The organism is Enterobacter sp. ECC-249, assembly GCF_043965265.1.
GTDB classification, from domain to species: domain Bacteria; phylum Pseudomonadota; class Gammaproteobacteria; order Enterobacterales; family Enterobacteriaceae; genus Enterobacter; species Enterobacter quasiroggenkampii.
The window spans coordinates 3,089,797-3,102,870 of the sequence record NZ_CP143660.1; the positions used below are offsets into that span (position 1 = coordinate 3,089,797).

At 53.4% G+C, this 13,074-nt stretch carries 11 protein-coding genes; 8 read left to right on the forward strand and 3 right to left on the reverse strand.

Annotated elements, in window-relative coordinates; all coding sequences use genetic code 11:
* Positions 1-141 precede the first annotated feature (141 nt).
* From sapA to V1587_RS14815, 6 genes are all read left to right on the forward strand, one after another.
* Complete coding sequence (sapA, locus tag V1587_RS14790) at positions 142-1,782, forward strand: ABC transporter substrate-binding protein SapA (protein ID WP_371898318.1); 1,641 nt, start codon at positions 142-144, stop codon at positions 1,780-1,782.
* Positions 1,779-2,744, forward strand: a complete 966-nt coding sequence (gene sapB / locus V1587_RS14795; RefSeq protein WP_395314402.1) for a putrescine export ABC transporter permease SapB — start codon at positions 1,779-1,781, stop codon at positions 2,742-2,744. The genes sapA and sapB overlap by 4 nt, the downstream gene beginning before the upstream one ends.
* Positions 2,731-3,621, forward strand: a complete 891-nt coding sequence (gene sapC, locus V1587_RS14800; RefSeq protein ID WP_045908876.1) for a putrescine export ABC transporter permease SapC — start codon at positions 2,731-2,733, stop codon at positions 3,619-3,621. The genes sapB and sapC overlap by 14 nt, the downstream gene beginning before the upstream one ends.
* Positions 3,621-4,613, forward strand: a complete 993-nt coding sequence (gene sapD / locus V1587_RS14805) for a putrescine export ABC transporter ATP-binding protein SapD (protein WP_008501228.1) — start codon at positions 3,621-3,623, stop codon at positions 4,611-4,613. The genes sapC and sapD overlap by 1 nt, the downstream gene beginning before the upstream one ends.
* Before the next feature lies 1 nt (position 4,614).
* On the forward strand, positions 4,615-5,421 hold the full coding sequence (gene sapF, locus V1587_RS14810) for a putrescine export ABC transporter ATP-binding protein SapF (RefSeq protein ID WP_023312051.1): 807 nt from the start codon (positions 4,615-4,617) through the stop codon (positions 5,419-5,421).
* A 148-nt stretch (positions 5,422-5,569) separates the two neighbouring features.
* A complete protein-coding gene (locus V1587_RS14815) occupies positions 5,570-6,511 on the forward strand; it encodes an ATP-grasp fold amidoligase family protein (RefSeq protein ID WP_371898321.1) in 942 nt (313 codons plus the stop codon).
* On the opposite strand, the gene V1587_RS14820 is transcribed toward V1587_RS14815, so the two are convergent.
* Both V1587_RS14820 and V1587_RS14825 read right to left on the reverse strand, forming a co-directional pair.
* Entirely contained in the window at positions 6,492-7,556 is a 1,065-nt protein-coding gene (locus V1587_RS14820) for an ATP-binding protein (protein ID WP_371898322.1), read from the reverse strand. The genes V1587_RS14815 and V1587_RS14820 overlap by 20 nt on opposite strands.
* The gene (locus V1587_RS14825; protein WP_371898323.1) at positions 7,553-8,257 is read right to left on the reverse strand and encodes a response regulator; all 705 of its coding nucleotides are present in this window, start codon (positions 8,255-8,257) and stop codon (positions 7,553-7,555) included. The genes V1587_RS14820 and V1587_RS14825 overlap by 4 nt, the downstream gene beginning before the upstream one ends.
* Positions 8,258-8,528: 271 nt before the next feature.
* On the opposite strand from V1587_RS14825, the gene V1587_RS14830 reads away from it, so the two are divergent.
* Both V1587_RS14830 and V1587_RS14835 read left to right on the forward strand, forming a co-directional pair.
* Complete coding sequence (locus tag V1587_RS14830; protein WP_371898324.1) at positions 8,529-8,915, forward strand: transporter; 387 nt, start codon at positions 8,529-8,531, stop codon at positions 8,913-8,915.
* Between the two features lie 95 nt (positions 8,916-9,010).
* Complete coding sequence (locus V1587_RS14835) at positions 9,011-12,106, forward strand: multidrug efflux RND transporter permease subunit (RefSeq protein WP_395314403.1); 3,096 nt, start codon at positions 9,011-9,013, stop codon at positions 12,104-12,106.
* A 31-nt stretch (positions 12,107-12,137) separates the two neighbouring features.
* Here V1587_RS14835 and V1587_RS14840 read toward each other — a convergent pair whose 3' ends face one another.
* Positions 12,138-13,073 carry a hypothetical protein gene (locus tag V1587_RS14840; RefSeq protein ID WP_395314596.1) on the reverse strand — a complete coding sequence of 312 codons (936 nt, stop codon included), beginning with the start codon at positions 13,071-13,073 and terminating at the stop codon, positions 12,138-12,140.
* Between the last annotated feature and the right edge of the window lies 1 nt (position 13,074).

The following is a 13,074-nucleotide window of genomic DNA, read 5'->3' on the forward strand; positions in this document are numbered from 1 at the left end:
ATGAACGTGCATCTGGTTGTGACGCTGAGTGACCGACTGCAAACGTTACTGCCCCCATTATGCCCTCAGGCTTAAACGACACTGGATAATGTCGTTTAAAATTAGTAGGATAGCCACTTCATATATAATACCTTAAAAATTATGCGTCTGTTTTTATCGTCCTTTTTTGCACTTGGTCTGTTTAGCAGCCAGGCTTTTGCCGCGCCCGGGCAAACGCCGCAGCCTGACATTCGTGACAGCGGCTTCGTCTATTGCGTAAGCGGCCAGGTGGATACCTTCAACCCGCAAAAAGCGGGCAGCGGCCTGATTGTGGATACCCTTGCCGCGCAGCTTTATGACCGTCTGCTTGACGTTGACCCGTACACCTACCGTCTTGTACCCGAGCTTGCGGAAAGCTGGGAAGTGCTGGATAACGGCGCAACCTACCGTTTTCACCTGCGCGATGACGTCGCATTTCAGCGCACACCGTGGTTTACCCCCACGCGCAAGCTGAACGCGGATGACGTGGTCTTCACCTTCCAGCGCATTTTTAACCGCAACCATCCGTGGCACAACGTTAACGGCGGTAACTTCCCCTATTTCGACAGCCTGCAGTTTGCCGACACCGTCAAAAGCGTGCGTAAGCTGGATAACCGGACGGTCGAATTTACGCTGACGCGCCCGGATGCCTCCTTCCTCTGGCACCTGGCGACCCACTATGCGTCGGTCATGTCCGCTGAATACGCGGCGAACCTGACGAAAAAAGATCGTCAGGAGCTGCTCGATCGTCAGCCGGTCGGCACCGGTCCGTTCCAGCTGGCCGAATACCGTGCCGGGCAGTACATTCGTCTGCAGCGCCACGAGCATTTCTGGCGCGGCACGCCGCTGATGCCGCAGGTGGTGGTCGATCTCGGTTCTGGCGGGACGGGACGTCTGTCGAAACTGCTCACCGGGGAATGTGACGTTCTCGCCTGGCCCGCGGCCAGCCAGCTCACCATATTGCGCGACGATCCGCGCCTGCGCCTGACGTTACGCCCCGGCATGAATATCGCTTATCTGGCCTTTAACACGGATAAGCCGCCGTTGAATAACCCTGCCGTTCGTCACGCTCTGGCGCTGGCGATTAACAACCAGCGCCTGATGCAGTCGATCTACTACGGCACGGCGGAAACCGCCGCCTCAATTTTACCGCGCGCCTCGTGGGCCTATGACGGTGAAGCTAAAATTACCGAATACAATCCGGCAAAAGCGCGTGAACAGCTGAAGGCGCTGGGGGCGGAAAACCTCACGCTGCAGCTTTGGGTGCCCACCAGCTCCCAGGCGTGGAACCCGAGCCCGCTCAAGACCGCCGAACTGCTGCAGGCGGATATGGCGCAGGTGGGCGTGAAAGTGATCATCGTACCGGTTGAGGGCCGTTTCCAGGAGGCGCGCCTGATGGACATGAATCATGATTTAACCCTGACCGGCTGGGCGACCGACAGTAACGATCCGGACAGCTTCTTCCGGCCACTTCTGAGCTGCGCGGCGATAAACTCGCAGACCAACTATGCCCACTGGTGCAACCGGGAGTTTGACGCCGTGCTGCAAAAAGCGCTGGCTTCCCAGCAGCTGGCCTCGCGCATCGATGCCTATGATGAAGCGCAGAAGATCCTTGCCCAGGAACTGCCGGTGCTGCCGCTGGCCTCTTCCCTGCGCCTTCAGGCGTATCGCTATGATATTAAAGGTCTGGTGCTGAGTCCGTTCGGCAACGCCTCGTTCGCCGGCGTGTCGCGTGAAAAAGAACAAGAGGTGAAAAAACCATGATTATTTTTACCTTACGTCGGCTCCTTTTGCTGCTGGTGACGCTCTTTTTCCTGAACTTTGTCGGCTTCAGCCTGAGCTATTTTACGCCCCACGCCCCGCTCCAGGGGTCGTCGCTGTGGGATGCCTGGCTGTTCTGGTTTAACGGGCTGCTGCACTGGGATTTCGGCGTATCCAGCATTAACGGGCAGCTTATTTCCGATCAGTTGAAAGAAGTTTTCCCGGCCACGATGGAACTGTGCATTCTGGCCTTTGGCTTTGCCCTGATGGTTGGCATTCCCGTAGGCATGCTGGCCGGGATCTATCGCAATAAATGGCAGGATAAGTTTATCAGCGCCCTCGCCCTGTTGGGCTTTTCTATCCCGGTATTCTGGCTGGCGCTGCTGCTGACGGTTTTCTTCTCTCTGACGATGGGCTGGCTGCCGGTTTCTGGCCGTTTTGACCTGCTCTACACGGTTAAAACGGTGACCGGTTTTGCCATCATTGACGCGTGGCTGTCCGATTCGGTGTGGCGCCACGAGATGATCGTCAGCGCCCTGCGCCATATGGTATTGCCGGTGCTGACGCTGGCGGTTGCGCCAACAACCGAAGTGATTCGCCTGATGCGCCTGAGCACCATCGAGGTGTTTGACCAGAACTATGTCAAAGCCGCCGCCACGCGCGGTCTGTCGCGCCTGACCATACTGCGCCGCAACGTCCTGCACAACGCGCTGCCGCCGGTTATTCCGCGTCTGGGATTACAGTTTTCCACCATGCTCACGCTGGCCATGATCACCGAGATGGTCTTTAGCTGGCCAGGGCTGGGGCGATGGCTGATTAACGCTATCCGCCAGCAGGACTACGCCGCTATTTCCGCAGGCGTGATGGTGATTGGTTCGCTGGTGATTATTGTTAACGTGTTGTCCGATATTCTGGGTGCCATGGCTAACCCATTGAAGCATAAGGAATGGTATGCCTTACGATAGCGTATACAGTGAAAAGCGCACGCCCGGCGTGCTGCGTACCGTGTGGCGTAAATTCTATGGTGACACCACGGCAATGATCGGCCTTTATGGCTGTGCAGGCCTGGTGTTGCTGTGCGTCTTTGGCTCGTGGTTTGCGCCGTATGGCATCGATCAGCAGTTCCTCGGCTATCAGCTGCTGCCGCCGTCCTGGTCGCGCTACGGCGAAGTCTCCTTCTTCCTGGGAACGGACGACCTCGGACGTGACGTGTTGAGCCGCCTGCTGAGCGGTGCAGCCCCGACGGTGGGCGGCGCATTTGTGGTGACGCTCGCGGCCACGATCTGCGGGCTGGCGCTGGGTATTTTTGCGGGATCTACGCATGGCCTGCGCTCGGCGGTGCTTAACCACATTCTGGATACGCTGCTGTCGATTCCGTCCCTGCTGCTGGCGATCATTGTGGTTGCCTTTGCCGGTCCGCATCTGTCGCATGCCATGTTCGCCGTCTGGCTGGCTATCCTGCCCCGCATCGTGCGCTCGGTTTACAGCATGGTGCATGACGAGCTGGAAAAAGAGTATGTCGTCGCCGCGCGTCTGGACGGTGCGACCACCTTCAACATTCTGTGGTTTGCCGTGCTGCCTAACATTGCCTCCGGGCTGGTCACCGAGATCACCCGCGCCCTGTCGATGGCGATCCTGGACATCGCTGCGCTCGGCTTCCTTGACCTCGGCGCGCAGCTGCCGTCGCCCGAATGGGGCGCGATGCTCGGTGACGCGCTGGAGTTAATTTACGTGGCGCCGTGGACGGTTATGCTGCCGGGTGCGGCCATTATGGTGAGCGTGCTGCTGATCAACCTGCTGGGCGACGGTATTCGCCGTGCAATTAACGCGGGGGTGCAATAATGCCGCTTCTTGATATTCGCAACCTCACCATTGAATTCAAAACCGGTGAAGGCTGGGTTAAAGCCGTCGATCGCATCAGCATCACCCTCGCGGAGGGTGAAATTCGCGGGCTGGTGGGGGAATCCGGCTCAGGAAAAAGCCTGATTGCCAAAGCTATCTGCGGCGTGGCGAAAGATAACTGGCGCGTGACCGCCGACCGTATGCGGTTTGATGACATCGACCTGCTGCGCCTCTCTCCCCGCGAGCGGCGCAAGCTGGTCGGGCATAACGTCTCGATGATTTTCCAGGAGCCGCAGTCCTGTCTCGACCCGTCCGAACGCGTGGGCAAACAGCTGATGCAGAACATCCCCGGCTGGACCTATAAAGGCCGCTGGTGGCAACGCGTTGGCTGGCGCAAGCGTCGCGCCATTGAGCTTTTACACCGCGTCGGGATCAAAGATCACAAAGATGCGATGCGCAGCTTCCCGTACGAGCTAACCGACGGCGAATGTCAGAAAGTGATGATTGCCATCGCGCTGGCCAATCAGCCGCGTTTGCTGATCGCGGATGAACCGACGAACGCGATGGAACCCACCACGCAGGCGCAAATCTTCCGCCTGCTGTCGCGTCTTAACCAGAACAACAACACCACCATTTTGCTGATCAGCCATGACCTGCAAATGCTTAGCAAATGGGCGGATAAAATTGACGTGATGTACTGCGGACAAACGGTCGAAACCGCGCCGAGTGAAGACCTGATCACCGCGCCGCACCACCCGTATACGCAGGCGCTAATCCGCGCTATTCCCGATTTTGGCAGCGCGATGCCGCATAAAAGCCGCCTGAACACCCTGCCGGGGGCGATTCCGCTGCTGGAATCGTTGCCGATTGGCTGTCGTCTGGGTCCGCGGTGCCCCTATGCTCAGCGTAAATGTATCGAGACGCCACGCCTGACCGGGGCCAAAAATCATCTTTACGCCTGTCATTTCCCGCTGAACATGGAGAGAGAGTGAAATGGTCGAAACCTTACTGGAAGTCCGTAACCTGAGTAAGACCTTTCGCTACCGCACGGGGCTGTTTCATCGCCAAACTGTCGACGCGGTAAAACCGCTGAGCTTTACGCTGCGTGAAAAACAGACTCTGGCGATCATCGGCGAGAACGGTTCCGGGAAATCGACCCTGGCGAAAATGCTTGCCGGCATGGTTGAACCGACGGCAGGCGAAGTGTTGATTGACGATCATCCTCTTACATTCGGGGATTACTCTTTCCGCAGCCAGCGCATCCGCATGATCTTCCAGGATCCGTCTACCTCGCTCAATCCGCGCCAGCGCATTTCGCAGATCCTCGATTTTCCGCTGCGTCTGAACACCGACCTGGAGCCGGAGGCGCGCCGTAAGCGCGTGTTTGAAACCCTGCGTATGGTTGGGCTGTTACCGGATCACGAAAGCTACTACCCGCATATGCTGGCCCCCGGCCAGAAACAGCGTCTGGGTCTGGCGCGTGCGTTGATTTTGCGACCAAAAGTGATCATTGCTGATGAAGCGCTTGCCTCGCTGGATATGTCGATGCGCTCGCAGCTGATTAACCTGATGCTGGAATTGCAGGAAAAACAGGGGATCTCGTATATCTACGTTACCCAGCATCTGGGAATGATGAAACACATCAGCGATCAGGTGATGGTTATGCATCAAGGTGAAGTGGTCGAGCGCGGCAGCACGGCGGACGTGATGGCCTCCCCGCTTCACGAGCTGACAAAACGGCTGATTGCCGGTCATTTCGGTGAAGCACTGACAGCCGATGCGTGGCGCAAAGACCGGTAAACAAACGTTGCACCGCTTAATAAGGATTAAATAGCCTTTACACGCTGTTTAATCCTTAATTTTTTCATCTCCATTGTGGCTCCATATTCTAAGCAAAATACATCAACAGTTCTTCTCCAAAATATCCGGACATTACGGAGGAGAAGAAATGAACAACGCCACTTACGTTCTCAAATATACCGAGTACCTCATCAGAAAATGTCGTTCATTTTTAATGACGGACCTGCATTTTCATACTATGAGGCTTAAGAAAACAACCGGAAAAGAACCTGACATTAACTCGCCCACGACGTTGAGTGAAAAAATATGTCATCGTCTGGTTTATGACCACAATAACGTCTATACCATGCTTGCCGATAAACTCGCCGTTAGGGAATACGTTTCATCCAGAACAACGCGCGTGAAAACGGTGCCATTAATTGGTGTTTATACCAGAGCGTCGCAGATTGATTTTTCAGTACTCCCTGAAAAATTCGTCCTTAAGTGCAACCATGACAGCGGCAGCACAATAATATGTACAAACAAAGCGCAATTTAACGTCAGGGAAGCGTGTAAAAAACTGAGTCTCGCGTTAAAGAAAAATCTGTACTACACCACGCGCGAATGGCAATACAAAAACATTACGCCCAGTATACTCTGCGAGCCGTTTGTCGATCTCTTCGATGATGCCGACAGAAACACAACGCCGGAAATGCTGAGGATCCACTGTTTTCATGGCGTTGCCCACTATGTTGAAGCGGATTTTACGGATGATAACGGCAAAGGGTTTATCAACGTTTATGACAGGCACTGGCACTTACAACCCTTCCGGATGGAATATCCGAATACTCCAGTAGAACCAGGCGAACCGCTCTTGTTCCGACAGGCATTGCTGGCATCCCAGGAGCTGGCGCATGGAATTGACTACTGCCGCGTTGACCTCATGCTAAAAAAAGATGAAATCTATTTCAGTGAAATAACCTTAAGCCCGAGACGCGGTAAACTGTCGATTACCCCGCAGGAATGGGATGCTAAACTAGGAAAAATATGGCATTTATCACCGGCAGGCACATTTGACCTGCCGCTGAAGCTCACGAGTCGGGCCAGGTGAGTTTAAATATCGAGTGGTTATGCGTCGATAACGTATAGGTAACATCGCCACCATGCGCGAGCATGATGGCTTTTACCACCGACAAGCCCAAACCACAGCCTTCCGGGTTCAACTGTCTGGCGCCATCATCGCGCTGAAAGGGCTGAAACAGGAAGTCATGAAACTCCCTGGGGATACCCGGCCCCCCATCCTGAATAAGGATATAATTGCCTTTATCCGAAACACCATTTTTTACCGTGAGCTTCCGCGAGGTTGAATAGTGTAAGGCATTGTCAAATAAAACGGTCAGACACTGATTAATGCGTAAGGGATCGAATACGCACTGCTGCTTCCTTAATTCGGTATTGACGGTAAATGCCTTACGGTTGAACTCGGGCATGAAAGTATCGAGCGCGTCCTGGATTGTCCCTTTTAGATCCGTTCTGGCCCGGTATAACGTGTATCCTGCCCCGCCATCCGAACTGATAACCCTGAGATCTTCAATCAGACGGGTTAATCCCTCCGTCTGTTTGAGGAGGTTATTAAACAGCACCGGATCCGGCGTAAACACACCGTCAACCAGTCCCTGAAGCCGTCCGCGTAAAATGGTGACCGGGGTTCTGAGTTCATGCGCAATCGCGGCATTCCAGGATTTCCGCTGGATATCCAGGGTTTGCAGCTTTTCTGCCATTTCATTGAAATCCGTAACCAGGTGATTGATCTCTCCCAGCCGGGAACTGGCGCAGAATGCCCTGGCGTCCAGATCGCCCTGAGAAATTTTTTTCAGGCTGGACGCGACCGCGTTTAGCGGGGTGAGTATTCGCGATGAAAGTTTGACCGTAAAGAAAACGGCAATGATCAGGCTGATCGTTGTCGCGGTCCCAATCCATGCCCAGTCCCACATCGTCATCTGCTCGTCATCGCCCGCAGCAGGACCGCCCGGAAGATGATCCAGAATAAAGGAGTAAAAAAACCAGGAGCCCAGTATGGCGATGGCAATTATCGTAAACGTCAGCAACAGCATATACGTTAAGATCTGACGGCTCAGGACAGACTCTTTATTCATTTCTTTTCCCCAAGCCGGTAGCCCATGCCCCTGATGCTCTCGGGAACGCCATAAAGACCGGCCAGCTCAAGTTTTTTTCGCAGCTTGCTCATATGGCTGTCAACGGTTCTGTCGAGCGTATCGCCTTCCGGCAAACACGCGTTGAGTAACTCTTCGCGGGAGCAGACCTTTCGCGGATACCTCACCAGCCAGGTGAGCAATTTAAATTCGGTCGTCGTTAATACCGGTGAGACAACCTCTGCGCCCACGGTGACTTCCACGTAGAAGTCATCCGGATAGACCGTAATAAATGGCGTTCTGAGCGGCAGAGAACCCGCCTGCTGAAGCGCGGGTTTTGTCCTGCGCAGCACCGCCTCAACTCTTGCGACAACTTCAGCCGGGTTAAAGGGTTTGATTACGTAATCATCCGCGCCGAGCCTCAGGCCCATGAGCTTATCGACGTCCTGATCGAGAGCGGAAACCATAATGACGGGGACAGAACTTTCCTGACGAAGCGTGGTAAGCACGCTCCAGCCGTCACACACGGGCAGGTGAATGTCCAGCAAGATGAGATCCGGTTTATGGAGGCGATTGAGCGTTATCGCCTGCTCGCCCTGCCTGGCCCTCAGCGTTTTCATCCCCGAACGCTCTAAGTAGCTCATCAGTATATCGGCGATTTCGTCTTCATCTTCAACAACAAGGATCAGCGTATTTTTGTTCATATTATCTCCGCGGGTGAAATCCCTTTAAGCACGCTATCAGATATCTTTAGCACAATAAGACACAGCCTCCGGGAAAAAGTGCCGTAGTCACGAAAATTTCCCGGTTGATTTAAATGCCCGGTTATTTCTCCACACAGCCTACACATTCAGTCAATAAAGACTCGACAATGTCCGTTCAAAATCGCTATTGAGGCATAACGCGTTGTGCATTGCGCGCTGCAAATTACCACTGTTTCTTAAAGATTTTATGAAGTTGGCTGAAATAATGAACATGGAACTTTCTAAATATTTTTCCCCAAAAAAACTGGGCATATATTTCCTGTTTCTGCTGCTGTCGTGGGGATTACTTTATACCTGGCTGATGCTGGTACACAGAATGGATGAAAAAGTCGCCTCGACGCTGCTCTCTTCACCCATTATTTATGGCTGCATCGCATTGTCGGTGGTCTCTCTGATCGTTCAAAATAAAGCTGGCGCGTTGACTGAGCTGCTTGTCATCGCCTTCTGGCTAATAGTGATATTTGTTTATCTCATTATTACGTTCACCGTGCTGTTAAACACGATGCCCGATATCGAGGATCTGCTCTTTTACTACGAGTGTTATTTGATCATTTTTTTTGGCGGAGCGCCGCTGTACCTGATTATGAGAATGATTTGAGCCCTTGCTCCACACGTTCTCCATAAACCGCCCACTTCCGCTAAACAGGTGCGCGGTAGACTTTCTCCCTCACTCTTTCGCACAAAAATAACCCAATGCCTCATTTTTTTATTGAACGCCCCGTTTTCGCCTGGGTAGTGGCGCTGTTTATCGTCCTGACGGGTCTCCTGTCTATTCCCCGTTTGCCGGTTGCGCAGTATCCGGCGGTGGCTCCGCCGGGCATCATTATTTCCGTCAGTTACCCGGGGGCCAGCCCCGATATCATGAATACGTCGGTGGTGTCGTTAATTGAGCGCGAAATCTCTGGAGTCGATAATTTGCTCTATTTCGAATCATCCAGTGACACAACCGGTTCGGCATCAATTACCGTCACGTTTAAACCCGGCACGGACATCAAGCTGGCGCAGATGGACCTGCAGAATCAGATTAAGATCGTCGAGCCTCGTCTCCCTCAGGCGGTGAGACAAAACGGCATTAACGTCGAGGCCGCTAATTCTGGATTTTTAATGATGGTGGGGCTGAAGTCCGCGACGGGCCAATTTGAGGAAGCCGACTTAAGCGACTATTTTGCCAGAAACGTCAGTGACGAGCTTCGTCGCGTGCCAGGCGTCGGGAAAGTTCAGCTGTTTGGCGGCGAAAAAGCGCTGCGCATCTGGTTGGATCCCATGAAGCTCCACGGCTACGGCCTTTCGGTGAGCGATGTGCTCACCGCTGTTGGCCAGCAAAATGCCCTGGTTTCGCCCGGCAAAACGGGAGACGAGCCAGCATCTGCAGGACAAGGGGTGACGTATCCCATCACCGTGAAGGGACAACTCTCCTCGGTCGAGGCGTTCAGGAATATCACCCTGAAATCTGAAGCATCCGGCGCCCGCCTGAAATTGTCCGACATTGCACGCATTGAATCTGGCCTGCAAAGTTACGCTTTCGGAATCCGCGAAAATGGCGTGCCTGCAACGGCGGCGGCAATCCAGCTCTCGCCGGGTGCCAACGCAATGAGTACGGCTTCAGGCGTACGCGCGCGAATCGACGAGCTTTCCCGGGTGTTACCCGAAGGAATGGCGTTTACGGTTCCCTTCGATACCGCGCCGTTTGTGAAACTTTCTATCATTAAGGTGGTTCAGACATTTGTGGAAGCGATGGTCCTCGTCTTCCTGGTAATGCTGCTGTTTCTGCACAAGTTACGCTGCACGCTTATCCCGGCGATTGTTGCTCCCGTCGCACTTCTGGGCACCTTCACGGTAATGCTATTGAGCGGATACTCCATCAATATTCTGACGATGTTCGGCATGGTGCTGGCGATAGGGATTATTGTTGATGATGCCATCGTGGTCGTAGAAAACGTTGAACGACTGATGGAGGAAAAAAAACTCTCCCCACGTGATGCTACCCGGCAGGCCATGCAGGAAATCACCCCGGCGATTATAGGCATCACGCTGGTGTTAACCGCAGTCTTTATCCCCATGGGGTTTGCTGAAGGATCCGTCGGAATTATCTACCGACAATTTTGTATTTCCATGGCGGTCTCCATACTGCTCTCGGCGTTTCTTGCCCTGACGCTGACGCCTGCCCTGTGCGCAACGTTACTTAAGCCGCACAATGCAGGAAAGAGCGGAGGTGGAAGGTTCGCGGTCGGGTTTAACGCGCGCTTCCGTTCGCTCACCGCCTGTTACGAAGCCGGTCTGGGTGCCGTTCTGAGGCGAACCGGACGTATGCTGCTCCTGTACGCTGCGCTTTGTGCTGCGCTGTTTTTGGGAATGTCTTCGTTACCGTCGTCCTTTCTGCCGGACGAAGATCAGGGCTACTTTATGTCCTCAATCCAGCTGCCTTCTGATGCCACGATGCAGCGCACCCTCAAGGTGGTTAAAAAGTTTGAAGAGGAAATTTCGGCCCGGCCGGATATTGAAAGCAACATTATGATCCTGGGGTTTGGGTTTTCAGGTTCAGGACCAAATTCGGCTATGGCCTTCACCACGCTGAAGGACTGGAAAAATCGGCAGGGCTCGACGGCCCAGGATGAAGCCGACCATATACAGGCCAGCATGGCGAACGTCTCTGATGCCGTCACGATGAGCCTGCTTCCGCCGGCCATTTCGGATATGGGCACCTCATCGGGCTTCACCTGGTACGTGCAGGACAGAGCGGGGCTTGGCTACGAGGCGTTAAAGCGAGCTGCCGACGCGCTGGTCCTGCAGGCTAATCAGCGTCCTGAACTGAGTGACGTCTATATAGACGGTCTGCCGGAAGGAACAAGCCTCGCGCTCCAGGTTGACCGGGAGAAGGCGGAAGCGATGGGCGTCTCATTTGATGAAATCAACCAGACGCTCTCCGTCACCCTGGGCTCAAACTACGTCAATGACTATACGAACAACGGCCGCGTTCAGCAGGTGATTATCCAGGCCGATGCACCCTACCGAATGCAGCCCGAGCAGATACTGAAGTTATCAGTGAAAAACCAAATGGGTCAGATGGTGCCGGTATCGACATTTGCCACGCTTTCATGGAACGTTGCGCCGCAGCAGCTGACGCGTTATCAGGGATATTCTGCTATTCGCATTACCGGAAATGCGGCGTCGGGAGAGTCCAGCGGCACCGCAATGAAGGTTATGGAGGGTTTGTCCAGGAGCCTGCCTCAGGGCATGGCTGGCGAGTGGGCCGGGAGTTCGCTACAGGAGATAAAATCGCAATCTCAGCTTCCGGGCCTTATCGCCCTGTCGATACTGGTCGTATTCATGGTGCTCGCCGCGCTGTATGAGAGCTGGTCTATTCCATTTGCGGTGATGCTGGTCGTTCCGCTGGGTCTTATCGGCGCGGTCATGGCAGTGGCTATTGCCGGCATGACGAATGACGTTTTCTTCAAGGTTGGAATGATTACGCTTATCGGCCTGTCGGCCAAAAACGCCATTCTGATTGTTGAATTTGCCAGGCAGCTCCATCGTCAGGGGCAGCCCCTGCTGGCGGCAACCGTTCATGCCGCCAGCCAGCGCCTGCGGCCCATTCTGATGACATCGTTAGCCTTCACTTTAGGGGTTGTTCCGCTGATGCTGGCCAGCGGGGCGAGCGACAGTACGCAGCATGCCATCGGTACCGGAGTATTTGGCGGCATGATTAGCGGTACGCTTCTCGCGATCTTCTTCGTGCCGGTTTTCTTTATCGTCATCGCGCGTTTCATCGACAACATCAGGAAAGCGTGAATCCCTTTGAGGGATCACGCTTATCTTCAAGCTATTGAAGAGTTAATATCACGACTGCACTCGCCGAAAAGGCACCCGTTGGGATATCACTGATTTTCACCGAAGGGTCGCGCACAGGTTCGAATGTTAATTTCTCTGTCTGAGTACCCGTACTGTAGGTTCGGGTATAGGTATCCATTGGGTTGACCAGGCCACCATTCAACGACAAAGCTACCGCGAGTCCGTTTGCCGAAGTGGAAACCATTTCTGTCCCGGCTATATTTACGGCGGTGTATTGAAAACCAATTGTGTAGGTCGCCTCACCGTCACCAGTACAGGTGATGTTTATATTTTTCTCGACCCCAGGAAGTGTACCGGGAACTGCTCCTACTAAAGATCTGTCTACCTCTCCTAATGGAATATTCAGTGTGCTCCCGTCTGCAAATACACACTGCAGCGGTGCAGGTAGCACATCTGATCCTCCAGAACCAGCATCACAACTTTGCGGAGTATTATTGAACGAATACATTTGACCTCCAGTCTCTCTTTTTAAGAGATAGCAAATATATATACGATCTGCTCCCATTTGAACCTGAAAAACAGGGTTAGGCCATGTAATATTTAATGTATTTAATTCAACACCAGCCTCGAGATGCATACGACCACTAGTGATAGTATAATTATAAACCCCATTAGTGTCAGCAACGCCAAGGACTATAGAGTAATCACCAGAATATGGAACTTGATTACTCTCCCCCACAGATAAATTACATTGCCCCACGCTATAATCCTCAGAAGCCAAATTCACCTTTGTACTGGGGCTTAGAGGGCAAACGATTTCTCCCGTCCTATACACATGTACTCCAGGGGTATTTATCCATGAAGCAAAACAAGTTACCGGCAGAAAAACAAAACCTAAAAACAAAAACGAAGTAAGCATCATAAAATTAATATAACATTTGTTTTTTTTCATTTCAAAAATACGCATT